This window comes from Brevibacterium samyangense, assembly GCF_039529845.1.
Taxonomy (GTDB): domain Bacteria; phylum Actinomycetota; class Actinomycetes; order Actinomycetales; family Brevibacteriaceae; genus Brevibacterium; species Brevibacterium samyangense.
The window spans coordinates 1-21,572 of the sequence record NZ_BAAANO010000021.1 but is presented as its reverse complement, the minus strand read 5'-3'; the positions used below and the strand labels follow the sequence as shown (position 1 = coordinate 21,572).

Below are 21,572 nucleotides of genomic sequence, written 5' to 3'. Positions count from 1 at the left end.
CACGGGGTCGTGTCGTGGCTGAAGGAATTAACAGACACGCCCTAGGCAGACGAGTGTGCAGTGAGAGCTGCGCTTCCTCCACGATTACGCGGCTTCGGTGCATTGTCGTCGCGGATGCGGAGCGCTATTGTAGGTACGTACCTGCAAGAGGTGGGGTGACCAGGATGACGACGATTTCCGCGCGCGAGTTCAATCGTGACGTCAGTGCTGCGAAACGCGCGGCCGATGAAGGGCCCGTCATCATCACGGATCGCGGCGAGCCTGCGTATGTGCTGTTGTCGATCGAGGAGTACCGGCAGTCCGGTGAAAGAGGTCCGAGCCTTGTCGACCGGCTGAGCATGGACGATGACATCGACATCGATTTCGGGCCGGTCGAGTTCTCGCCTCGGGTTCCCGAACTGTGAGCCACCTGCTCGACACGAATGTCATCAGCGAACTCCGGAAGTCTGCTCGCCGAGCCGATGCCGGCGTGCGGTCCTGGGTCGCGCAACGCGATCCTTCCGCGCTCTACATATCTGCGATCACGGTTCTGGAGATCGAACTCGGAATCGCACGGCTCGCACGGCGGGACCCGGCGCAGGCCGGCCCCTTGCAGGCGTGGTTCGATGAGGATTTGCTCGAAGCCTTCGTTCGTCGGATCCTGCCGGTGGACGCGCGGGTTGCTCGTCGCGCTGCGCGGTTGCATGTGCCCGACCCCCGGCCCGACCGTGACGCTCTCATCGCAGCGACCGCAGCTGTGAATGGGCTTGCGGTCGTCACGCGAAACGTCAGGGACTTCGAAGCGCTCGAGGTTGCTGTCATCAATCCGTGGAGCGAGGCTTCGCGTTCCTGACCGGGCTGCCTCGATCGCGGCTTTCCAAGACGTTCGCTTCCGGTTCGTTCAACCACGAGAGGATCTGCTCGAGCTGTGTACGGATCGTCTCCCACGGCTGACCCAGGTCCAGCGTCCGTGCGCCGATCCGCGTGCCCTGCACCGTGACGTCGACGTCGGGTTGCACCTCGTCGACGGTACGTGCGTAGAGGAGGAGCGCGCTCACCGCCCCGTTGCCGGCGGTGTCCGCGTTCTTCGCGTATGCGAGCACTTGGTAGAGGTGCCCGGAGCGCACGGTTCGTTTCTCCCACCGACCGCGCTGCATGTTCTGGCCGTAGTACTTCGCATCGATGATGAGCGTGCGACTGCCCCGGCGGAGAGTCACATCGGTGCGCATGGCGGGAAGCTGCTCGGTGCCGATCGCACTTTCGACGTCGTAGTCCCAGGGCACCGTGACTGCACGCGCCCGGAGGGACGGGTGGTGGAAGGCGTAGTACTCGCGCAGGAAACGCTCGTAGAGGTCACTCATCGCGTCGTCGGACAACCATTCGGCGAGTTTCGAATCGCCGTCATCGGTTGTCGGTAGGAGTCCTCGAACGATGAGTTCGCAGACGCCGAGCAACAGCCGATAGGAGGCATTGCCACGGTGATACGTGAGATCACTCCATCGGATCGAGGTGGGACTCACAAGGGGAACTGCGTCGAAGTAGGGGAGCAACCGCCGCAGGGCGGCCTTCCGCGAAGCGTCGACGGAACTGCGCCGGATGAGCAGGACGATCGTCGACTTCACCACTCGGTTGAGCGCGGTATCGGCGACGTAATCGTCGTATTCGCAGGTGATCCGATGCCGCGTCATCGTCATGCGACCGAGCGTCGTTGCGATGTCGATACGCCCTCGAACCGTCGTGAGGTCCTCGCGGCTACGACGGTAGTCGTGGTCTAGCCCGCGTTTGACCTGCGCCCCGACGCCTCGGACGAGGATATGAGCGACGCCATCGTCTGATCCTTGATGCGCTTGATCCTCACATCCAGGACACCGGCGACCTTCTCGAGGCGATCGAGCTGGCCCTCGGTCTCCTCGAGGTGGTGCTCGAACATCTCGACCACCGAGGGATCGTCCGCGGCGCGGGCGAGCTTGGGCAGTGCCTTGGTCATCTGCTGTTCCGCGCTGTCGGCGAGCGAGAGCAGTCGTACGAACAGTTCTTCCGAGTTCTTGATCTGCATGGTCGAAGATCCTCCTGAAGTGACCGACGGATGCGGGGCCCATATGGGCCGCCGTGCCCTCACGCTCACAAGGCTGTGCCTCTGACGGAATGCATCGAATGGCATGCACGGAACTCGGCGCCACTGAACCCCTTTCGCCATGAGTCTGCGCGGGGCTACCGTCGAAGCACCCCGTCCCGGCACTTACCCCTCGGGGAGGACCTCATGCCGCGCACGCGTGTTCACAACCTCTTCGTCTCCGCCGACGGCTTCGCGGCGGGCGACCACGTCACCCTCGAACGTCCGATCGGAGGGGCGGAGGCGCTCTTCGGGCGGTTCGACGGCCGCGTCATCGACGGTGTCCACGGCATCGACGAACCCGTGACGCTCGACCGTGCCCTGTTCAGCTTGTGGGGGCAGGGGGTCGGTGCGGAGATCATGGGACGTCGGAAGTACGGGCCGCAGACCGGCGAATGGCCCGACGACGGATGGCGGGGCTGGTGGGGCGATGCGCCGCCGTTCCTCACCCCGGTCGTCGTCCTCACCCACTATCCGCGCGAGAGCATCGAGTTCCCGAACGGCACGAGCTTCCACTTCATCGACGCGACGCCCGAAGAAGCACTCCGGACGGCGCAGGAGGCTGCAGGCGGACTGGACGTGAGGCTCGGAGGCGGTCCGACGTCCGTACGTGAGTTCCTCCGGGCCGATCGCGTCGATTTCCTGCACGTGGCGATCGTGCCGGTGGTGCTCGGCGGGGGAATACGCCTCTGGGACGATCTCGCCGGTCTGGAGGAGCGGTTCACGGTCGAAACGATCGGTTGGGCGAGTGGCCTCACGCATCAGCTCTGGAACCGGAAGCCAGCGCCTGCGCGAGGCCGATGAGGATCCCCTCCGGGCCGCGGACATAACAGAGCCGGTAGACGTTCTCGTAGTTCACGACCTCGGTGCTCACGAGCTCGGCGCCGTGCTGTTCGATCCCGTCGAGTACGGCATCGAGGTCGTCGACCTCGAACATCGCGCGCAGATAACCGAGCGCGTTCACCGGCGCCGTGCGATGGTCCTCGATCACGTCGGGGGCGAGGAATCGTGAGAGTTCCACCCGGCCGTGACCGTCGGGTGTTCGAAGCATCGCGATCTCGACCTGTTGATCGGCGAGCCCGGTGACCCGGCCCGACCACTTGCCCTCCACGGCGGTGCGTCCCTCGAGCTCGAGGCCGATCGCGGTGAAGAAGTCGATGGCCCGGTCGAGGTCCTCGACGACGATGCCGATGTTGTTGAGTCGGACGGCCATGTGTCCACCTCCGTGGAGTCGGTGCGAGTGGTGGCTACGTTATTCCCCGAGGTGCGCCCCGATCCACACCTTCATCGCCTCCCGGATGCGTTCGGCGTTCTCCTGACCGTCGTACGTCGCGGCGAACCGGGCATCGGCGACGTACATGTCGGCCAGACCGGCATAAGCCGTGGCATCGGGCATGCGCCCGCCCCAGTGATCCGCGACCCAGCGGTGGTGCGCAGCGACGAGCTCCTGGAACTCCATGCCCGCGGGGTCCGTCCCGGCGGACGCCGCCTCCCGCAGTGCCGCGTTAATGTCGAGGGAGCGGGCGTCGTCTGCGCGACGTTCGTCCTCACTCATCCGGGCCCGACGTTCCGCGCTGCGCTCCCACGCCTCGTCGCCCCAGCGCTCCCGCACCTCGGACTCGTACTGGCTGTTGTCGAAACCGGCGAAGACATCCTCGATCGACATGGTGTGTCCTTTCTTCACGGCGTCCAACGTCTGTCGGACGGCTCTGATCTGCTGATTCGTGCGTTCCCGGCGTTCCTCGAGGAACGTCAGGTGCGATTCGATCGCCTCGGTGAGGGTCGCCTCGTCCGCGAGTGCGGTGCGGATCGCCGCGAGCGGAAGCTCGAGCGCCCGCAGCGAGAGGATCCGGTACAGCCGCGACATCTCCGCCTCGCCGTAGAACCGGTACCCGTTGTCGGCGACCCGTGACGGCGTGAGGAGTCCGATCTGCTCGTAGTGCCGCAGCGTGCGGCTCGTGAGCCCGGTCGCCCGGGCGACCTCCCGGATCGGCCACTCCTGCGTCATCGGTCCTTCACTCCCTCTCGTGGGGGCCGGCTCCTTCGTCGGCCGGCACATGTATGAGTCTTCCGGTTGACGTTGCGGCAGAGTCAAGCGCCCACTGCGCACACTTCTGCATCTCTCTTCGCAGTGGTGTCCGTGCCCGTGTCCGCCGCGTCCGGGAAACGTCCGTCGACTACGCTTCGGCACATGCGGCTCGGTATCGATCTCGGCACCACCCGGACCATCGTCGCCCACGTGGACCGCGGCAACTATCCCCTCGTCACCTTCGACGATCTCGACGGTGATCCCCACGACTACGTCCCCTCGATCAGCGCCCTCCAGGACGGTCGACTCGTGCACGGTTTCGCGGCCGAGGCGGCGGCGCGGCAGGGCGCACCCGTCCTGCGGTCGGTCAAACGCGTCCTCGGCGACCCCACCACGCACCCCGGCACGACCGTCGCCGTCGGTGACCGGGAGTTCCCCCTTCTCGAGGTGCTCGCGGGCTTCCTCTCGTCCGTCCGCGAGGAGCTCCCGGCGGGGGACCACGAAGCGGTCGTCGCCGTCCCCGCGCACTCGCACAGTGTCCAGCGCTTCCTCACACTCGAGGCGTTCCGCCGGGCGGGCTTCACCGTCACCGCGATGGTGAACGAACCCTCCGCCGCGGGATTCGAGTACTCGCACCGGCAGGGCCGGACGCTCAACTCGAAACGCAACCGCATCGTCGTCTACGACCTCGGCGGCGGCACCTTCGACGCCTCCCTCGTCGAGAGCGACGGGGTCGGCCACACCGTGCTCGACACCGCCGGGTTGAATCGCCTGGGTGGGGACGACCTCGACCACCTTCTCGCGGATCTCGCGCTCGACGCTGCCGGACGCACGGCAGACGACCTACGCACTCGGGCCCTCGACGACCTGCGCGAGCAGTGCCGGGCCGCGAAGGAGAGCCTCACCCCGCAGACCCGGAAGATCGTGCTCGACGTGCCGGGGGCGGCTGATACCGGTGGTTCCGACGCCGGTGACGGCGCCGACGACTCGACCACCGTGGTCCTCCCTGTCGCCGACTACTACGACGCGGCTCGGCCACTCGTCCGACGCACCGTGGAGACGACGGAACCACTCGTCGGCGAGCTCGGGGAGGATTCCTCGGTCGCCGGCATCTACCTCGTCGGGGGAGGGAGCGCGTTCCCGCTCGTCCCGCGGATGCTGCGCGAGCGCTTCGGTCGACGCGTCCACCGGTCCCCGTACCCCGGAGGCTCCACCGCGATCGGCCTCGCGATCGCCGCGGATCCGGAGTCGGGCTTCACCCTCACCGACCGTCTCTCCCGCGGATTCGGAGTCTTCCGCGAACGCGACGAGGGGCGGGCGCTCGCCTTCGACCGCATCTTCGCCTCCGACGTCCGCCTTCCGAGTGGCCCGTCGAACGCCGAGGCGACCGTCGTCACCCGGCGTTACCGGGCGGCCCACGACATCGGGTGGTTCCGTTTTGTCGAGTTCACGGGGGACGTCGCCGGAGGTGAACCGACCGGTGATCTCGCGCCGGTGGGGGAGATGCTCTTCCCCTTCGATCCCGCGCTGCAGACGGACGGCGCCGTGGAGGGGCTCGACCCGGCCACGGTCACGGTGCACCGGCGTCCGGACGGACCTCTCGTCGAGGAGACGTACACCGTCGACGCCGACGGGATCGTCTCCGTGCGGATCTCCGACCTCGACACGGGCTACACCCGCTCACTCGACCTGGGGGCGTGAGCGATGACGGTTCACCCGAGGTCGAGGTCTCCACGCAACCACTCGTACGATCGCCCGTCGGAGGAATCGAAGACGATCGCGGTCTCGAAAGGGAGCGGGATCTGATCGAAGACCAGCTGATGCTCCTGTTCGACCGTTGGGGAGTTGACGTCGCCGTCGGGCACAATCGCGGAGTCGTCGTCGAGTTCCTCCTCGTCGGCGACGTCGTCCTCGCTGAAATCCGGTAGTGGTTCGGGGGTCGCTGCGTGTACCAGCGATGTGTACAGATGCCACTCCCCGAGGATCTCGACGAGGCGTCTCCGAACGGCGTCCGTGTGTTCCTCGATCGCAGCATTCTGCAGGCCCGATTCGGTTTCCGGTAGGTCACTGTCGTAAATGCCCCGTTGTTCGCAGTACCGGGCGAGTTCGATCACCGTCATGTGCGGCCAGCCCTCGTGCAAGAGGTCCGTCATGATCTCGCCCGACGCATACCCGCCGAGGTGGACCTCGACGAAGAGCTCGTACAGGCGACCGAGACCAGCGAGCGTCAGGAGCAGGCGCGCATATTCGTCGCCGTGGTCATCGCAGAGGACGGCGGGCACGTCGCCCTCGCGCGCGAGTACGGACCACGCCCAGGGGATCCAGCCCTTCGGATCACTGTGATCGAGACCTGCACGAATGATGTCGAGGATTTCCTCCTCGATGGGCGATGCGCTGTGAGGAATAGTGAGTGTGGTGTTCACGTCGTTCTCCGTCTCATCGGTGTGTGCGACGGCAATCACACTTCCACGAGGCACGGACACAGACCTCGCGTCACCGTGCGGGGCCGCTCCGACGTCACCTCACTTCTCCGGCGGGGTGCCCTTCTCCTCGTCCGTTCCGTCACCGTCCGCGCCATTCGCGACGGCGGAGTCCGCGCCGTTCACGACCTCGGCGCCACCCGCGACCTCGCCGTCCTCGTCCTTCACCGGCACCACCGGCTCCAGGGTCGGTGACTTCCGCGAGAACCAGAGCAGACCGATGCCGAGGAGGATGAGCGGCAGGCTCAGCACCTGCCCCATCGTGAGCCACCCGAACGCGAGGTACCCGAGCTGCTCGTCGGGCAGGCGGACGAACTCGACGAGGAATCGGAAGCAGCCGTACAGCAGTGCGAACATGCCGGCGACGGCGTAGCGCGGCCGCGGCCTGCGGGAGAAGAACCAGAGGATGAGGAACATCACGAGGCCCTCGAGGACCGCCTGGTAGAGCTGGGAAGGATGCCGGGCGAGGGCGTCGAGAGCCCCGGTCTCGTACTCGGCGCGGACCACCTCGGCGGACTGCGTGGCGAGCTGCGGCTCCGCCGTGGGGAAGACGACACCCCACCCGGCGTTCGTGTACTTGCCCCAGAGCTCGCCGCCGACGAAGTTGCCGATCCGGCCGAACCCGAGGCCCGCCGGCACGAGGGGCGCGATGAAGTCGATGAGGTCCGCGAGGTGGACCTTGTTCCTCCGGGCCCACAGCCAGGACACGAGAACGACGCCGAGCAAGCCGCCGTGGAAGCTCATCCCGCCGTCCCGGAAGTAGAACAGGTACAGCGGGTTCTGCAGGAACTCGCCGAACGCGTAGAAGAGGACGTACCCCACACGACCGCCAATGACGACGCCGAAGATCCCGTACACGAGGAGATCGAGGAACTTGTCCTCGGTGATACGGGGCAGGCGGCCGGCCCGGATCCGGCGGGTGCCGAGCCACCAGGCGACGACGAACCCGAGGACGTACATGATCCCGTACCAGTACACCGGGAGCGGACCGAGGGAGAAGGCGATCGGATCGATCTGATTGAGGTAGACCACGACACCATTGTGGTGCACGATGAGCGGTCCCTCTGCACGCGAGGCCGCGATGTCCGCGAGTGTTCACCGCGGGGCGGGCTTCCGGCTGCGACTCAGTGGTTCCGGAGCGCGTCGATGAGCTCGTCCTTCTTCATGTCCGAGTACCCGGTGATGTCGAGTTCCTTCGCGCGTTCCCGGAGTTCGTCGACGGTGCGCTCCTCGTAGTCCTCGGCCTTTCCACCGCGATGGCCGACGGAGTCGCGGCCCTCCTTCGCGGCGGAATTCGCGATGCGGGCGGCCTTCTCCTTCGAGGCTCCCTCTTCACGCAGCTTCTCGTAGAGTTCCTCGTCCTTGATGCGGGGGTTCGGCATGGTGATCGCTCCTCTCGAGTGCGTACGCGTCGGTCGCTGTACGGATCCGTGCTCCTACGGACGCTACGACGCGGTGCCGACGATGAAAAGGGCCGAATCCCCGATTCTGTCGGGACCCCCGGCGCTCGCACGGAACTCTCGGGAGCCGGCCCTCACCTCTCGACGAGCACTCCGTCCGCATCCGCCCACAGGTGCTTCCCGGGCGCGAACACGACGCCGTCGATCTCGAGGACCTCGTCGAGGTCGCCCACTCCGTCCTTCGCGGACTTCCGGGGATTGCTCCCGAGGGCCTTGACCCCGAGCGCGAGGCGCCCGATCGGCTCCCTGTCCCGCACCGCACCGAAGATCACGACTCCGGCCCAACCGTTCCGGGCGGCCGCCTCGGCGATCATGTCGCCCATGAGCGCCGATTCGAGCGACTTCCCGCCGTCGACGACGAGCACCGCCCCGTCACCGGGGGAGTTCAGGACCGACTTCACGAGGCCGTTGTCCCGGTGGCAGCGCACCGTGCGGATGGGTCCGTGGAAGGACGGGTGCCCTCCGAGGTCGAGCATCTGGGTCGCAAGGGACTGGAGGTCCTCGCCTCGGTCGTCGTAGAGGTCGGCGGTTGCGATGGTCATGCGGTCTCCTCGGAGGTCGGGCGTCGTTGCCTGTGGGGCCGAGCCTATCGAGGCGCGGGCGCTCTCACCTTCCCGCCCGCGCCACGTCCGCCGCGAGGACCTGGGGCCACGCGGCCACCTCGGCGGGGGAGGAGGCCACGGAGAGGGTGGCATGGGGCAGGATGTCCCGGAGCGCCTCGGCGGTGGAGAGGGGATGGACCGGGTCCTCGGTCCAGGCGAGCAGGGTGACCGGGACGTCGATGAGCGCGAGCCGTGCGGGATCTGGCAGATCGGACAGCGCAGCCCCGCGATAGACGGACGGCAGCAGGGAATCGTGGACGTCCGGCCGGGTCTCCGGGGTTCCGAGAGTTGCCGGTGGCCGGGGCGCCTCGGCGTCGCGCGCGAGGAGGGCGTTCAGGCCCTGCGACTCGACGAGGTCCGCGAGGGCCCGGTACTCGCCGGCGCGGGCCCTCCGCGTCTCCCAGGCGGTCGGCGGCAGCATGAGGGTGAGCCCGCGGAAGCGCCCGGGATCCATGAGGGAGGCATGGAGGAGCGTGGCGCTCCCCATCGACGGGCCGACGCCGTGGACGGATTCTCCGGGGAACCGGTCGTCGAGGAGGGCGAGCAGGTCGCGTGCGAGCGAGGTCCAGCGGTAGTCGTCGGGGACGTCCCGGCCCGTCGAGCGGCCGTGGCCACGGGCGTCGTAGCGCAACAGCCGGGTGCCGCTGAGCCCCACCCCGAGGTCGAGGTCGAGCACCCGGTCGCGTGCCCGACTCGAGGTGAGGCCGTGGAGCTGGACGACCGGCGCACCTCCCTCGTCGCTGAACTCCGTGTCGAGGACGGCACCGGGGACGGGGAACGGCGGGGCGGGGAGGGACATGGGGAGTGCTCCTGGGCTGAACTGCTTCCGGATGCCCCGCGAGGGGCGAGGGCTGACCTGGCTCGATATTCCGACATTCGGCCGGATGTGTGATGTGCATTACATTACCGGCATGAGGCTCACGAACGTCGCGCACATGCGGCTGCCCTTCGGACGGCTGTACGGATACGACGTCACGGTGTCGCCGCCGCGCGCGGAACTGCCCATGTCCTTCGACCAACGTCGGCACGTCTCCGCCGGCGACCGCGTCGGCTCGTGGATGGCCCTGTCGTTCCGCCTCCGCGCACCGATCGACCGCGAGTTCCTCTCACAGGCGTGGCTCGCGGTCATCGCCCGGCACGGCACCCTCCGCACCGCGTTCGTCCACGGAACGGACGGCGCGGCCCGCCTCCATGAGGTCGAGGTGAGCGCCGGAACGTGGGTCGAGCACCCCATCGGCCCGGGCCAGGCGGTGAACACGGCGCTCCGGGACGTCCTCGACGCGGCCTGTGCCCCCTACTCCCGCCCCTCGCACCGGCTGTGTGTCCTCGAGACCGCCTTCGACCGTACCGTCGTCATCGGGGCCGACCACGCCCACACCGACATGTGGTCGATGCTCGTCATCGCCCGCGATCTCCTCGTCGCGCTCGACCCCGACTGCGGGCTCGACGTCGCCGCACACCTCGACGGCGAAGTACCGGCGGTGCTCCCGGCGGCCCCGTCCTTCGACGACCACACGCGTGCGCTCGCAGCCCTTCCCGAGGCGCCCGCAGCCGTCATCGCCCAGTGGCACCACATCATCGAGGCCGGTGGCGGGGTGATGCCCCGCTTCCCGCTCCCGCTGGGCCCTGCTGCCCCGTTCCCCGAGCGGGTCGAGCTCCGGGACGTCCTCGACGTCGACGAGTCCACGGCGTTCTCCGCGGCGGCGCGGGAACTCGGGGTGTCGACACTCGCGCTCGCCGTCGCCGCGATGACCGCCGTGACGATGGAGATGACCGGGGAACCGCTGCGCGCCGTCTTCCCCGTGCACAGTCGCTTCGACGAGCGGTGGCACGACTCCGTCGGCTGGTTCATCACGAACTCCGTCCTCGAATCGCACTCACCGTTCGCCCGGGACTGCGCGGAGGCGGTGAAGGAGGCGGTGCGGCTGGGTTCGTGGCCCCTCGAGGGGATCCTGCGTCCGTGGGGTGGGATGCCCGAGGCGCCCGGGATGTTCGCGATCTCGTGGCTCGATCTGCGCAGGTTGCCCGTCCGGGTCGACGGGATCGGTCTCGAGGCGCAGTACGTCGGCGCGACGATCCGCACCGACGGCGTCATGCTGTGGTTCATCCTCGACGACAGCGGGCTCCACCTGCGCTGCCGGTACCCGGACTCCGCGGATGCCCGGCGGCACGTGGGGGAGTGGCTCGACCGGCTCATGGCCCGGATGCGACGCACGGCGAGGATGTGAGGCGCGGCGGGGAACGGCCCGCCCGCACCTCACGGCGCCAGGCGATACAACACCTCGGGTCGACCACGACGACCGTAGCGATGCGCACGGTCGATCCTCCCCGTCGCCACGAGATGGTCGACGTACCGACGGGCGGTCGCACGTGAGAGTCCGCACCGGCTCGCGAGTTCCGCCGCCGTGAGCGGCTCGACGGGGTCGAGTGCGGCGAGCACCCGGGTGAGGGTCGCAGCGGCGATGCCACGGGGGAGCGCCGCCTCCGGCGTGATCGCCTCCGGCACGGAGCCCGGTCCCGAGGCGCCTCGCCCCCGGGGTGCCGTCCGCGCCGGAGGCGTCTCCTGGGAACTCCCCGGCGTCGACCCGGCAGTCGACCCCGGTGCGAGCAGCCGGTCGATCTCGCCCTGCCCGAGCTCGTCGTCCCGCTCGGGGCGGTCCTCCCGGTGGGCCCGGTCCGCGCGGTACGCCGCGAGGCGGGCGAGCAGATTCTCCTGCGTGAACGGCTTCACGAGATACCCGACGACGCGTCCGGCCAGCGCCTGGCGGACCGTCACCCGGTCCTGGGCGGAACTGATGACGAGCACGTCGACCCGGTCGAGCCCGGCGGCGCGGAGCCGGTGGAGCACCTCGACACCGCTGATGTCCGGCAGCCGCATGTCGAGCAGCACGAGGTCGGCCGCATGACGGCGGACGACATCGACGACCGCCGCTCCGGCGCCCACCCGGCCCACGACGACGAACCCCGGGGCGTCGTCGACGAACCGGCCGTGGAGCAGGCGGGCTCCGCGGTCGTCGTCGACGACGAGGACCCGGAGGTCGCGACCCGGATCATGCGTCGACATGTGGTGCCACCCCCGTCCTCATCGTGAACCGGAACCGGGCCCCACCCAGGTCCGAGGTACCCACCTCGATGGTGCCGCCGTGCGCGGTGACGGTACGACGCACGAGGTCGAGGCCGATGCCCCGGACCGTCGTGTGCCGGTCCCGCTTCGTCGAAAAGCCACGCTCGAAGATCCGCCCGACCTCCACCGCACCGACGCCTGGTCCGTCGTCGTCGACGGAACCGGCGAGCTCCCCGTCGTCCCCGGAGAGGACGAGACGCACCCGCCCGGCCCCCGCCTCGGCGGCGTTGCGGCACAGGTTCGCGAGGACGAGAGCGGCACCGCTGTCGAAACCGGTGACCCCGGCCCCCTCGTCGACGGAGACGTCGAGCGATGTGCCGAGCGCGCCGAGCTCCGCGCGCAGGGCGTCGAGCGTGGCCCGGAGCAACGGCGGCAGGTGTCCCGGGGACGACACGGCCTCGCCCGGAAGCGGCGCGATCTCCTCGAGATAGTCGAGTGCATCCGCGGTGTCGCCGTGTGCGAGGAGCCCGCGGACGACGTGCATGCGGGTGTCGAACTCGTGGGACTGCTCGCGCAGCGCCATCGTGGTACGGCGCGACGCCTCGAGCTCCCGCGCGTCCTCGTCGCTGCGACGGAACCGGCGCACGAGCGCGAACGTGAGGAACCCGCTCGCGAGCATGCCGACGGCGAGCGCCCCGATCTCCCAGGGCAACAGGTCCCGCAGCGTGTCCTCGTACCGGCTCGTGAGCTGTGACTCGAGCATGCCCACGGCGACCATGCCGATCACCTCGCCGTCCCCGCCGAACACGGGGACCTTGACCCGGAGCGTCCGGCCCACCGGCCCGGTGTCGGTACCGACGTACTCCTGCCCGGTCCGCAGGGGCGAGGTGTCGGTCTCGACCGGACGCCCGCGTTCGGCCGGTTCGGGATGCGTGAGTCGGACCTCGTCGAGGTCGACGACGACCACGTAGGTGACGCCGGCGGCTCTCTCGACGAGGGTCGCGAGGTCCTGCACGTCGTCGACCGGGGGAGGGGTGCTGGTGCCGTCCGCGTTCGCGCGCACGAGCGCCGCGCGGACGGACTCGAGAGCGGCGAAACTCGTGGCGACGTCGTGGACGCGGGTGAGCGTCGACTCGCGGATCGACGCGAACTGCACGGAGGCGGCGACGACGGTGGTGGCGACGATGCTGAGGAGGACGACGAGCCCCGGGGTGGCCAGGAGCAGCATGCGTCGGAGCCGGGACGAGGACCGGAACTCCGTCGTTTTTCTCATGGTTCTCCTCGGGTCGACGCCCTGGGGCCGGCGGTGCTCGGGGCGGGCGCGCGGTACGGCAACTACGAGGTACGGCGCCTGCGCGGTACGGCAACAACGGGGTACAGCACCTGCGCGATGAGCAACAAAGAGCATAAACCCGATCCGGAATGCGGTCGCCCGGAACGCGCAATAGCGTGGCCCGCACTGTGCCGATAACGACGTCGCACAAGAAGGAGAACTCGTGACACTGTCGTCCACGCATTCCGGGGACCGGCCCGACCGCGCCGGCCCCGACCGCGCTCGCCCGGGGCGCACCTCGACCCGTCGCCTCGTCGGCCGGGTCGTCGGCGGAGTCGCCGCGGCCGCGCTCATCGCGGTCGCCTCGTACGGCTCGATCTCCTCCGCCTCGACCGGCACGGACCTGCGGTCGTCCATGACGATCGTCGCTCCGGCCGCCGCCGGTGGCGGATGGGACACCGCGGCCCGGGAGATGCAGCAGGCCCAGAAGGCCAACGGTCTCGTGAACAACGTCCAGGTCGTCAACATGCCCGGTGCCGGCGGCACGATCGCCCTCGGCAACCTGTCGATCCTCGACGGCGAACCGAACAACCTGCTCGTCGGCGGGACCGGTCTGCTCGCCGCGACCATCCAGTACGGCACCGACGCCACGCTCGACGACGTCACGCCGATCGCCGTCGTCGTCGAGGAGTACGACGTCATCGTCGTTCCGGCGGACTCCCCGTACGAGACCCTCGACGACCTCGTCGCCGCCTGGCGCGCGGATCCGGCCGCGGTCCCGTGGACCGGTGGTGGGTCCTTCGACCAGCTCGTCGTCACCGACCTCGCGCTCGCCGCCGGGATCGACCCGGTCGACACGACGTACATCTCCTCCGACGGCGGCGGCGAGGCGATCCAGGCGCTGCTCAACGGCACGGCCGCCGCAGCTGCCGGCGGATACCCGGACAACATCGACCAGATCGAGTCGGGCCGTCTGCGGGCGCTCGGACTCGTGGCGGAACGGCCGGTCGAGGGGATCGACATCCCGACGGCCGCCTCCCAGGGATACGACATCTCGCTCACGAACTGGCGCATGCTCGCCGCACCGTCGGGTCTGGAGGACGAGGAGGTCACGGAACTCACCGACCTCGTGCTCGAGACCGTCGGCACGCCCGAGTGGCAGGAGGCTACCGAACGCTACCACTGGGCCGAACAGGTGATCACCGGGGACGACCTCGACGTCTTCCTCGATGAGGAGCACGCCCGCATCGAGACGCTGTACGAGGAGATGGGACTGTGAACCGACTGCTCGTCGCGCTGCTCATGCCCACGATCGTCCTTGCCTTCGCCGTCTACCTCACGGTCGGCATCCTCACGATGCAGATCCCCGAGGGCACCGCGTTCCCCGGTCCGCGCGTCTTCCCGGGCCTCATCACCGGCGGCCTGTACCTCTTCGCCGTCGTCCTCGCCGCCGAGGCGGTCCGCGCCTTCCGGCGCATGCCGGCGCCCGCGGAGTCCCCGGCTGCAGGGGAGCCGGCGGTGGCTTCCGGTGGATCAGCGCCTGCTTCCGAGGGATCGGCGGGGTCCGTGCCTCCCGCGGAGGGTGCCGGTCACATGGATTGGCGGTCCTTCGCCTGGCTCGTCGGATCCGTGTTCGTCTTCGCGCTCACCCTGCAGTACCTCGGGTGGATCATCGCCGCGGGCCTGCTCTTCTGGTGCGTGACGCGTGCGTTCGGGTCGACCCGACCCGTGTTCTCCCTCGTCGCCGGCCTCGCGGTGAGCTCGGCGACCTACATCGCATTCGACATGGCACTCGGACTGCCGCTGCCGTCCGGCATTCTCGGAGGGGGCTTCTGACATGGAACCGTTACAGCTTCTCGCATCCGGCTTCCTCGACGCACTCACCTGGCAGAACCTCGTCTGGGTGACGCTCGGCTGCCTGCTCGGCACCGCCGTCGGAGTCATGCCCGGACTCGGGTCCTCGATGGCCGTCGCCCTCCTGTTGCCGGTGACGTTCTCCCTCGAACCGACGGCGGCCTTCATCATGTTCGCCGGCGTGTACTTCGGTGGGCTCTTCGGCGACTCGACGATGGGCATCCTCATGAACACGCCGGGGCAGGCCTCGGCGATCGCCTCGACGTTCGAGGGCCATCGGATGGCGAAGAACGGGCGGGCCGCGCAAGCACTCGCGACGGCGGCGATCGGTGCCTTCATCGGAGGTTTCGTCGCCTCGGTGATCGTCGTGTTCCTCGCCCCGGCGCTCGCCGAGTTCTCCTCCCGGTTCGGCCCGGCGGAGTTCTTCGCCCTCGCGGTGTTCGCGTTCGTCGCGACCTCGTCCGTCGTCACCGACAGCCCGGTCAAGGGCCTGTCCGCCCTGTTCCTCGGGCTCGGGATCGCGGTCGTCGGGATCGACGGGGTCTCCGGTGCCCCACGGTTCACCGCCGGCTCGCCCCAGCTCTTCGACGGGGTCTCCCTCGTCACCGTCACGGTGGCGGTGCTCGCCCTCGGTGAGGTCATCCACGTCGCGTGCCTCGAACGGCACCGATCCGGCTCCGAACTCATCCGGCCGAAGGGCCGCACGCTCCTGGGCTGGAAGGAGTTCCGCGAGGCGGGGCCGGCCTGGGCCCGCGGAACCGCGATCGGTCTGCCGTTCGGGATCGTCCCGGCCGGTGGTTCCGAACTGCCGACCTTCCTCGCCTACGGACTCGAGAAGCGCCTCGACGCCCGCCGGAAGGACCCGCAGTTCGGGAAGGGGGCGATCCGCGGTCTCGCCGCGCCGGAGGCCGCCGGCAACTCGACGACGGGTATGGCGATGGGAGCACTGCTCGCCCTCGGTCTGCCGATCTCCGCGACCGCGGCGATCATGCTCGCGGCCTTCCGGCAGTACGGTCTTCAGCCCGGTCCGCTTCTGTTCGAGCGGGCGCCGGAGCTCGTCTGGGCGCTCCTGGCGAGCTTCTTCATCGCGATGATCGTGCTGCTCGTCATCAACCTGCCGTTCGCGACGGTGTGGGCGAAACTCCTGCTCCTGCCGCGGCCGTACCTGTACGCGGGGATCACGGTGATGTGCGCGCTCGGCATATATGCATCGTCCGGGTCGACCTTCGACCTGCTCATGCTCCTGGGAATCGGCATCGTCGGGTTCGTCATGCGGGCCGCGGACTACCCGGTCGCCCCGCTCATCATCGGGATGGTCCTCGGCCCGGTCGCGGAGACCGGTCTGCGGGACGCGATGATGAGCGCGAACGGTGACGCCACCGCGCTCGTGAGCAGCCCCATCACGATCACGCTCTATGCGCTCCTCGTGCTCGTGGTCATCGGCAGCATCGTGAACCGGGTGCGCGAGAAGCGGCGCTGAACCGTCCGCTGCACCACTTACGGCCCCCGTGCGTTCGCCCGAGCACACGGGGGCCGTGCTTGTCTCGCCGGGGAACCGATGCGGACGGCAGATGGTTGTGGGCTCGACCTCGAGGCCGGTCGACCTCATGCCGCCCAGTAGGCTCGTGCTCAGTGGACGTTAGGAAGGAACCGGTGATGTCGGCGGGGCGGAAGTCGGCCGGAAGAGCGCAGGCCCTCGCGATGACGGAACCGTCGATCGTGCTCTACCTCGCTGCGGTGTGGTTGGCGTTCCTCGGGGTCGTCATGACGCTCATGCCGTTCCTCGTGTGGGTGCTCGGCGGCGGCGACTGGGATGCGTACGTCGCGCAGAGCGGACCGGCCCTTGTTGCCTTCCCATCGGTGGCCGTGGTGTTCCTCGTTCTCGCCGGATGGATGATCGTCGATACCGCTCGTGGACGACGGGCCCACCGCAGACGGGCCCGCGAAGCAGCAGCCGTCGAGGGTAAGGAGCTCGGGTTCATGCCGCACGTGGCACGCGAGTACAACCGAGAGGGATCCTGACATGAATGTGACGTCGGCACGCGGGTCCCTCCTCATCAGCGTATTCGTCGCGGTGTTCGGTGGGGTGTGGCTGGTGTTCGACCACGACTCCGCACTCAGCCCGTTCCTCGGGGTGGTCGGTCTCCTCGGATTCGCCGGAATCGTTTCCGGATTGTTCGTCCTCGTACCCTTCGGGGAGCTGCACCGGAGTCGTGAGGACTTCACGGTGCGCACGGTGTGGCGGACCCGGGTGATTCCCCAGGCCGACGTCGAACGCATCGTCGTGTTCGAACGATTCTTCCTGCCGACCAGGAGCGGTGGGGGCTCGGCCGCGACACGTGTGGTCTTCGTGGGCGCCTCGGGTGTGCTGGCCAGGGTCAGTCCTCGTCCGGGAGATCTCTACCGTGCCGTGCTCGTGCCGGAACCCGAACACATCCGGGAGAAGGTCACCCCCGACCAGGCCCACCGGCTGCTTCCCGGCTCCGCCACGCGCGCGGAACTCAGCGTCTTCCCCCTCAGCATCCTCGCGATCCTCGTGGCGCTCGCAGTGATCGGATGGGCGGTGTGGCGCGCGGCTGCGGGGTGATGAGCGCCGCATCGTGGGGCCGTGTGTCCGGTAGCGTGGAGCCGTGCGTGCGTACAACATCGTCTTTGCGATGGGCCCCACGCCCGAGGACCGCGCTCGGTCGGCCGCCGAACAGGCGTCCGCCGAACGGCCGTACCCGCCGCCGCAGCCCGGATGGCCCGCCTCCCCATGGGGATGGTGGGGCGAGGACATGGCGAGCCGGCGGGCATGACCCCGTGGTTCCTCGGACTCGGCAGGACGCGCTGGTTCTACGACTACGGAAACGGTGAGGCGATGTACCTCGACCTCGAGTCCGAGGTGCTCACGATCGACTGAGCTGCGACGCTCAGCGCTCGCTCTGGCTCAGCGTGCGCTCCCGCGGACGTCGGTTCCGTTCTCCGCGAACGCCTTGAAGTCCTCGAGGTGCTGCTGCGACTGCTTTCGGAACATCCGCGTGAGGAAGCGACCGAGGACCGACATGACGGTGCTCTCGAATCGGTACACGCTGTTGTTCTCCCACAGGGTCCTGCGCGGGCCGAGGGCGATGAGGCGGTCGTGCTCCTCGCTCCACATCCCGGGTGCTGCCGTCATCTCCCTGCCGTACCGCACGACGGTGCCCGCCGGGATGTCGGAGAGGTCGGGTGCTCGTCGACGCGGCGTTCGTCGGATGGGTGATGCGGAAACTGCGGGTTCACCACTCCGAAGCGTGATGTCCCCTCATCGGCGGGCGGAACCGGTGTGCCGGTGGCGGGCCCGCCTTTTCGGCCGGCTCTTCGGCCGACGGCGGCGGTGGCTGAAGCTGCGTCCGTCGGAGCGTGGCGCGGCCGCCCGTTTCGTCGATGTGGAACATCTCCCAGCCGCGGGACTCGAGGATCTCGCAGGCGACAGCAATCCGTCGAGGGCGTTGTTGATCGAGAGCACCCCCTGATTCCACAGGACGACGTAGCGGAACGGGTAGCCGTCACCGGTCCAGCGGCCGGTGAGGACGGCATTGGCGTTGATGAAGCGCTGGGGGCGCTGCGCAGCCGGGGCCATGGTGTGATCCTCCTGAGGTGACGTCACCATCCGGCGCGGCGGGGCGCCTCGGCGGTGGGGCGGCGCAGGCACGCCTGGCTCATCGATTCGTCGAGGGTGACGAGCTGCCAGCCGCGCGATTCGAGCAGTTCCACGGCCGAGAGCACGGTGTCGATCATCGAATTGCGGACCTTCGTCACGATTTCCTTGTTGTGCCAGATGACGACGTACCGGAAGGGGTACCCCTCGCCGGTCCACTGGCCGGAGAGCACGTCGTTCGCGCGGATGAAACGGCGCGGGCGGGGCTGAGTTCCTGCAGTCATGCGGTGATCATAAGCCTGCGCGTGGGTCTCGGGTGCCGGGGGTACAGGAGTCGCGCCGGAGGTGGGGCGGCGGTGGGGGCGGGTCGGGAATGCCGGTCCGGTCCGTTCGCCTCACTCCGGCCGCGGTCGCGACCGGTTCTGCTTGATGACGGACCGGTTCCGTTTCGCCTCGAGGCGCCGGCGCTTCGATCCCCGGGTCGGTTTCGTCGGTCGGCGGGGCACCTCGGGCGCGACGGCCTCCCGGAGGAGATCCGCGAGCCGCTCGCGGGCGGCGGAGCGGTTCTTCCGTTGGGCGCGGTGTTCCTCGGCTGCGATCGTGAGGGTCGTGCCGACCAGGCGTTTTTCCAGGTGACGGAGTGCGCGTGCCCGCTGTGCCTCGTCGAGGGCCGAGGTCGTGGCGAGGTCGAGCGACAACTGCACCCGCGAGTCCGTCGTGTTGACACCCTGCCCGCCGGGACCGGACGACCGGGAGAACTGTTCGGAGAGCTCGGACGCGGGCACGACGAGTCCGTGCGGGGCACCCGGCCCCGGTGGCACGCGCAGATCGTCCATGGAACCAGTGTGCCGGAGAGCCGTAGGATGAGTCGTCCCGGTGCGCGTCGCCCGGGCGATCCGCGCCTCGGCCCCACGCGCGACCCGTCAGCCCCTTTCCTCGGAGGAGCCCTGTGACCGCCACGCTCGTCGCGTCCGGACTGGCCGGTGGCCACGGCCACCGCACACTCTTCGACTCCCTCGATCTCACGGTCGCGCCCGGCGACGTCGTCGGGGTGGTCGGGCAGAACGGGGCGGGGAAGTCGACGCTCCTGCGCCTCCTCGCGGGGGTCGACGTCCCGCAGGCAGGCACCGTGACACGCTCTCCCGCCGATGCCTTCGTCGGATGGCTCCCGCAGGAGCACGAACGGCGTGCGGGGGAGACCGTGAGTGCGTACATTGCCAGGCGGACCGGATGCGCGTCCGCCACCGCGGCCATGGATGCCGCTGCCGAGGCGCTCGCGGCTCCCGACGCACCCGCCGCCTCGGCAGACGTGTACTCCGCAGCCCTCGACCGGTGGCTCGCGAGCGGTGCCGCCGACCTCGAGGAGCGGGTGCCCGCGGTTCTCGCGGACCTCGGCCTCGACCTCGGCGGAGAGCCCGGTGAGGTGCTCATGACCTCCCTGTCCGGTGGGCAGGCCGCCCGGGTGGGACTCGCGGCACTCCTGCTGTCGCGGTTCGACCTCGTGCTCCTCGACGAGCCGACGAACGACCTCGACCTCGACGGCCTCGAACGTCTCGAGGCGTTCGTGAGCGGACTGCGCAGTGGGGTCGTCCTCGTGAGCCATGACCGCGAGTTCCTCTCCCGGTGTGTCACTCAGGTCCTCGAGCTCGATCTCGTCCAGCACACGAACCGGGTGTTCGGTGGTGGGTACGACTCCTACCTCGAGGAACGTGCCACTCTCCGTAGACACCACCGGGAGAAGTACGAGGAGTTCGCGGCGACGAAGGCCGACCTCGTGTCCCGGGCGCGAACCCAACGCGAGTGGTCGAGTCAGGGCGTTCGCATTGCGATGAAGAAGTCCCCGGACAACGACAACATCCGGCGGAAGGCGAACACCGAGTCGAGCGAGAAGCAGGCGCAGAAAGTACGGCAGATGGAGAGCCGGATCGCACGCCTCGAGGAGGTCGAGGAACCGCGGAAGGAGTGGCGCCTCGAGTTCACGATCGGTGCGGCTCCGCGTTCGAGCACTGTCGTCGCCACCCTGAGCGATGCGACGTTCGTCCAGGGGGATTTCACGCTGGGGCCGGTGTCGCTCCAGGTCAACGCCGGTGAACGGATCGGAATCACCGGTCCGAACGGTGCCGGGAAGTCGACATTGCTGCGTGGATTGCTCGGGCGGCAGGCGCCGGATTCCGGGAGTGCGAGCCTCGGGGTGAGCGTGGAGATCGGGGAAATCGATCAGGCACGGTCCCAGTTCTCCGGGGATCGGCGGCTCGCCGAGGCGTTCGAGGCACTCGTGCCCGAGTACTCCAGTGGCGAGGTCCGCACCCTCCTCTCGAAGTTCGCACTCAAGGCCGATCACGTGAACCGGCCGGTGGGTGAACTCTCGCCGGGTGAACGGACGCGGGCCGGCATGGCGTTGCTCCAGGCGCGCGGGGTAAACCTCCTCGTGCTCGACGAGCCGACGAACCACCTCGACCTCGAGGCGATCGAACAGATCGAACAGGCGCTCGAGACCTACGAAGGCGCGCTCCTGCTCGTCACCCACGACCGGCGGATGCTCGAAACCGTCCGCCTCGATCGGCGCTGGCACGTCGAGGCGGGTCGGGTCCGCGAGTTGTGATCGGCTTGGGCTGATCGGGGTGGCCTGATCGGGGTGGCCTGATCGGGGTGGCCTGATCGGTCGGGGCGCCTGCCGGGGTTGCTCGGGAGGTTCGTTCGCCGGGCCCCTGGGTGCGTGCTCCGCGTCGACGACGTTTGGAGTCCCGGAATCGTCAGCCCGAGGTGTTTGCTCGGCGAGCTGCCTCCGAGATCGTGTCCGTGCCTCCTGGGACCATTGTCGCGAGGGTCGTCCAGGGCCGGAACTCGCCGGTGAAGCGGCGTCCTCGGTGCCGGATCGTGTGGACAGAAAATACTTATCCACAATCTTGGTAAAACGGGACCCAAGGGCTATCCGTGTGACTGTTCGGCTACTAGAATCGATTTACGTTCTAATTGGTGGAGGCTGCGAGCCTCCCTTCCCCTCGCCGGCCGCCGGGCGTTGTCCCCACGGTCTTCACGGATTCTCTCCTCACGCTTTCTCTCTTCGTTCGTTCCCCTCTTCTTTTCGTTTCACTTCGT

Annotated in this window: 26 protein-coding genes; 12 read left to right on the top strand and 14 right to left on the bottom strand. The window is 68.7% G+C overall.

All coding sequences use genetic code 11. The features are described from left to right. Positions 1 to 164: 164 nt before the first annotated feature. Together ABD172_RS11950 and ABD172_RS11945 are read left to right on the top strand one after the other, a co-directional pair. Positions 165 to 404, top strand: coding sequence for a type II toxin-antitoxin system Phd/YefM family antitoxin (locus ABD172_RS11950; RefSeq protein ID WP_344309929.1), 240 nt, complete (start codon positions 165 to 167; stop codon positions 402 to 404). Next, positions 401 to 832 carry a type II toxin-antitoxin system VapC family toxin gene (locus tag ABD172_RS11945; protein ID WP_344309928.1) on the top strand — a complete coding sequence of 144 codons (432 nt, stop codon included), beginning with the start codon at positions 401 to 403 and terminating at the stop codon, positions 830 to 832. The genes ABD172_RS11950 and ABD172_RS11945 overlap by 4 nt, the downstream gene beginning before the upstream one ends. On the opposite strand, the gene ABD172_RS11940 is transcribed toward ABD172_RS11945, so the two are convergent. Beyond that, positions 801 to 1,793 (bottom strand): 5-methylcytosine restriction system specificity protein McrC, encoded by a 993-nt coding sequence (locus ABD172_RS11940; RefSeq protein ID WP_344309932.1) that lies wholly within the window; start codon positions 1,791 to 1,793, stop codon positions 801 to 803. The two genes, ABD172_RS11945 and ABD172_RS11940, sit on opposite strands and share 32 nt — an antisense overlap. Further along, the gene (locus tag ABD172_RS11935) at positions 1,751 to 2,035 is read right to left on the bottom strand and encodes a YciE/YciF ferroxidase family protein (RefSeq protein ID WP_344309927.1); all 285 of its coding nucleotides are present in this window, start codon (positions 2,033 to 2,035) and stop codon (positions 1,751 to 1,753) included. Before ABD172_RS11935 ends, ABD172_RS11940 begins: the two co-directional genes overlap by 43 nt. Positions 2,036 to 2,239: 204 nt before the next feature. On the opposite strand from ABD172_RS11935, the gene ABD172_RS11930 reads away from it, so the two are divergent. Next, the gene (locus ABD172_RS11930; protein WP_344309925.1) at positions 2,240 to 2,896 is read left to right on the top strand and encodes a dihydrofolate reductase family protein; all 657 of its coding nucleotides are present in this window, start codon (positions 2,240 to 2,242) and stop codon (positions 2,894 to 2,896) included. On the opposite strand, the gene ABD172_RS11925 is transcribed toward ABD172_RS11930, so the two are convergent. Both ABD172_RS11925 and ABD172_RS11920 read right to left on the bottom strand, forming a co-directional pair. Continuing rightward, positions 2,847 to 3,305: a VOC family protein gene (locus tag ABD172_RS11925; RefSeq protein ID WP_344309923.1), complete on the bottom strand. Its 459-nt coding sequence runs from the start codon at positions 3,303 to 3,305 to the stop codon at positions 2,847 to 2,849. The genes ABD172_RS11930 and ABD172_RS11925 overlap by 50 nt on opposite strands. Before the next feature lie 39 nt (positions 3,306 to 3,344). Then, positions 3,345 to 4,100 (bottom strand): MerR family transcriptional regulator, encoded by a 756-nt coding sequence (locus ABD172_RS11920; RefSeq protein WP_344309921.1) that lies wholly within the window; start codon positions 4,098 to 4,100, stop codon positions 3,345 to 3,347. A 183-nt stretch (positions 4,101 to 4,283) separates the two neighbouring features. On the opposite strand from ABD172_RS11920, the gene ABD172_RS11915 reads away from it, so the two are divergent. After that, complete coding sequence (locus ABD172_RS11915) at positions 4,284 to 5,822, top strand: Hsp70 family protein (protein ID WP_344309919.1); 1,539 nt, start codon at positions 4,284 to 4,286, stop codon at positions 5,820 to 5,822. Between the two features lie 11 nt (positions 5,823 to 5,833). Here the strand turns inward: ABD172_RS11915 and ABD172_RS11910 are convergent, their stop codons facing one another. The 5 genes from ABD172_RS11910 to ABD172_RS11890 form a co-directional block, all read right to left on the bottom strand. Further along, positions 5,834 to 6,544: a hypothetical protein gene (locus ABD172_RS11910; protein WP_344309917.1), complete on the bottom strand. Its 711-nt coding sequence runs from the start codon at positions 6,542 to 6,544 to the stop codon at positions 5,834 to 5,836. A 99-nt stretch (positions 6,545 to 6,643) separates the two neighbouring features. Continuing rightward, on the bottom strand, positions 6,644 to 7,633 hold the full coding sequence (lgt, locus tag ABD172_RS11905) for a prolipoprotein diacylglyceryl transferase (RefSeq protein WP_344309915.1): 990 nt from the start codon (positions 7,631 to 7,633) through the stop codon (positions 6,644 to 6,646). Positions 7,634 to 7,725: 92 nt separating this feature from the next. Further along, positions 7,726 to 7,983, bottom strand: coding sequence for a DUF7218 family protein (locus tag ABD172_RS11900; RefSeq protein ID WP_344309913.1), 258 nt, complete (start codon positions 7,981 to 7,983; stop codon positions 7,726 to 7,728). A 152-nt stretch (positions 7,984 to 8,135) separates the two neighbouring features. Next, positions 8,136 to 8,603, bottom strand: coding sequence for a ribonuclease E activity regulator RraA (rraA, locus tag ABD172_RS11895; protein WP_344309911.1), 468 nt, complete (start codon positions 8,601 to 8,603; stop codon positions 8,136 to 8,138). Positions 8,604 to 8,667: 64 nt separating this feature from the next. Next, positions 8,668 to 9,462, bottom strand: coding sequence for an alpha/beta fold hydrolase (locus ABD172_RS11890; protein ID WP_344309909.1), 795 nt, complete (start codon positions 9,460 to 9,462; stop codon positions 8,668 to 8,670). Positions 9,463 to 9,574: 112 nt separating this feature from the next. Here ABD172_RS11890 and ABD172_RS11885 point away from each other — a divergent pair, with 112 nt between their 5' ends. After that, positions 9,575 to 10,891, top strand: a complete 1,317-nt coding sequence (locus ABD172_RS11885) for a condensation domain-containing protein (protein WP_344309907.1) — start codon at positions 9,575 to 9,577, stop codon at positions 10,889 to 10,891. Between the two features lie 29 nt (positions 10,892 to 10,920). Here ABD172_RS11885 and ABD172_RS11880 read toward each other — a convergent pair whose 3' ends face one another. Then, positions 10,921 to 11,727, bottom strand: a complete 807-nt coding sequence (locus tag ABD172_RS11880; RefSeq protein WP_344309905.1) for a response regulator — start codon at positions 11,725 to 11,727, stop codon at positions 10,921 to 10,923. Then, the gene (locus ABD172_RS11875; protein WP_344309903.1) at positions 11,714 to 13,000 is read right to left on the bottom strand and encodes a sensor histidine kinase; all 1,287 of its coding nucleotides are present in this window, start codon (positions 12,998 to 13,000) and stop codon (positions 11,714 to 11,716) included. The genes ABD172_RS11880 and ABD172_RS11875 overlap by 14 nt, the downstream gene beginning before the upstream one ends. Before the next feature lie 223 nt (positions 13,001 to 13,223). Here ABD172_RS11875 and ABD172_RS11870 point away from each other — a divergent pair, with 223 nt between their 5' ends. From ABD172_RS11870 to ABD172_RS11845, 6 genes are all read left to right on the top strand, one after another. Next, positions 13,224 to 14,279, top strand: a complete 1,056-nt coding sequence (locus tag ABD172_RS11870) for a tripartite tricarboxylate transporter substrate binding protein (protein ID WP_425546682.1) — start codon at positions 13,224 to 13,226, stop codon at positions 14,277 to 14,279. Beyond that, positions 14,276 to 14,836, top strand: coding sequence for a tripartite tricarboxylate transporter TctB family protein (locus ABD172_RS11865; protein ID WP_344309901.1), 561 nt, complete (start codon positions 14,276 to 14,278; stop codon positions 14,834 to 14,836). The genes ABD172_RS11870 and ABD172_RS11865 overlap by 4 nt, the downstream gene beginning before the upstream one ends. A 1-nt stretch (position 14,837) precedes the next feature. Next, positions 14,838 to 16,334 (top strand): tripartite tricarboxylate transporter permease, encoded by a 1,497-nt coding sequence (locus ABD172_RS11860; protein WP_344309900.1) that lies wholly within the window; start codon positions 14,838 to 14,840, stop codon positions 16,332 to 16,334. Positions 16,335 to 16,486: 152 nt separating this feature from the next. Beyond that, positions 16,487 to 16,876, top strand: coding sequence for a hypothetical protein (locus ABD172_RS11855; RefSeq protein ID WP_344309898.1), 390 nt, complete (start codon positions 16,487 to 16,489; stop codon positions 16,874 to 16,876). 1 nt (position 16,877) lies between these two features. Further along, positions 16,878 to 17,441, top strand: coding sequence for a hypothetical protein (locus ABD172_RS11850; RefSeq protein ID WP_344309897.1), 564 nt, complete (start codon positions 16,878 to 16,880; stop codon positions 17,439 to 17,441). 43 nt (positions 17,442 to 17,484) lie between these two features. Beyond that, on the top strand, positions 17,485 to 17,652 hold the full coding sequence (locus ABD172_RS11845; RefSeq protein ID WP_344309896.1) for a hypothetical protein: 168 nt from the start codon (positions 17,485 to 17,487) through the stop codon (positions 17,650 to 17,652). A 131-nt stretch (positions 17,653 to 17,783) separates the two neighbouring features. On the opposite strand, the gene ABD172_RS11840 is transcribed toward ABD172_RS11845, so the two are convergent. The 3 genes from ABD172_RS11840 to arfB form a co-directional block, all read right to left on the bottom strand. Next, on the bottom strand, positions 17,784 to 18,011 hold the full coding sequence (locus tag ABD172_RS11840; protein ID WP_344309894.1) for a hypothetical protein: 228 nt from the start codon (positions 18,009 to 18,011) through the stop codon (positions 17,784 to 17,786). A 467-nt stretch (positions 18,012 to 18,478) separates the two neighbouring features. Then, on the bottom strand, positions 18,479 to 18,757 hold the full coding sequence (locus tag ABD172_RS11835; RefSeq protein ID WP_344309892.1) for a hypothetical protein: 279 nt from the start codon (positions 18,755 to 18,757) through the stop codon (positions 18,479 to 18,481). A gap of 111 nt (positions 18,758 to 18,868) precedes the next feature. Next, complete coding sequence (gene arfB, locus ABD172_RS11830; RefSeq protein WP_344309890.1) at positions 18,869 to 19,309, bottom strand: alternative ribosome rescue aminoacyl-tRNA hydrolase ArfB; 441 nt, start codon at positions 19,307 to 19,309, stop codon at positions 18,869 to 18,871. A 113-nt stretch (positions 19,310 to 19,422) separates the two neighbouring features. On the opposite strand from arfB, the gene ABD172_RS11825 reads away from it, so the two are divergent. After that, entirely contained in the window at positions 19,423 to 21,075 is a 1,653-nt protein-coding gene (locus ABD172_RS11825; protein WP_344309888.1) for an ABC-F family ATP-binding cassette domain-containing protein, read from the top strand. Positions 21,076 to 21,572: the final 497 nt, after the last annotated feature.

Coding starts and splice junctions, on each gene's coding strand:
- ABD172_RS11950 (WP_344309929.1), top strand. CDS start 165: ATGACGACGATTTCCGCGCGCGAGTTCAATCGTGACGTCAGTGCTGCG.
- ABD172_RS11935 (WP_344309927.1), bottom strand. CDS start 2,035: ATGCAGATCAAGAACTCGGAAGAACTGTTCGTACGACTGCTCTCGCTC.
- ABD172_RS11930 (WP_344309925.1), top strand. CDS start 2,240: ATGCCGCGCACGCGTGTTCACAACCTCTTCGTCTCCGCCGACGGCTTC.
- ABD172_RS11925 (WP_344309923.1), bottom strand. CDS start 3,305: ATGGCCGTCCGACTCAACAACATCGGCATCGTCGTCGAGGACCTCGAC.
- ABD172_RS11920 (WP_344309921.1), bottom strand. CDS start 4,100: ATGACGCAGGAGTGGCCGATCCGGGAGGTCGCCCGGGCGACCGGGCTC.
- ABD172_RS11915 (WP_344309919.1), top strand. CDS start 4,284: ATGCGGCTCGGTATCGATCTCGGCACCACCCGGACCATCGTCGCCCAC.
- ABD172_RS11900 (WP_344309913.1), bottom strand. CDS start 7,983: ATGCCGAACCCCCGCATCAAGGACGAGGAACTCTACGAGAAGCTGCGT.
- rraA (WP_344309911.1), bottom strand. CDS start 8,603: ATGACCATCGCAACCGCCGACCTCTACGACGACCGAGGCGAGGACCTC.
- ABD172_RS11890 (WP_344309909.1), bottom strand. CDS start 9,462: ATGTCCCTCCCCGCCCCGCCGTTCCCCGTCCCCGGTGCCGTCCTCGAC.
- ABD172_RS11885 (WP_344309907.1), top strand. CDS start 9,575: ATGAGGCTCACGAACGTCGCGCACATGCGGCTGCCCTTCGGACGGCTG.
- ABD172_RS11880 (WP_344309905.1), bottom strand. CDS start 11,727: ATGTCGACGCATGATCCGGGTCGCGACCTCCGGGTCCTCGTCGTCGAC.
- ABD172_RS11875 (WP_344309903.1), bottom strand. CDS start 13,000: ATGAGAAAAACGACGGAGTTCCGGTCCTCGTCCCGGCTCCGACGCATG.
- ABD172_RS11860 (WP_344309900.1), top strand. CDS start 14,838: ATGGAACCGTTACAGCTTCTCGCATCCGGCTTCCTCGACGCACTCACC.
- ABD172_RS11850 (WP_344309897.1), top strand. CDS start 16,878: ATGAATGTGACGTCGGCACGCGGGTCCCTCCTCATCAGCGTATTCGTC.
- ABD172_RS11840 (WP_344309894.1), bottom strand. CDS start 18,011: ATGACGGCAGCACCCGGGATGTGGAGCGAGGAGCACGACCGCCTCATC.
- ABD172_RS11835 (WP_344309892.1), bottom strand. CDS start 18,757: ATGACTGCAGGAACTCAGCCCCGCCCGCGCCGTTTCATCCGCGCGAAC.
- arfB (WP_344309890.1), bottom strand. CDS start 19,309: ATGGACGATCTGCGCGTGCCACCGGGGCCGGGTGCCCCGCACGGACTC.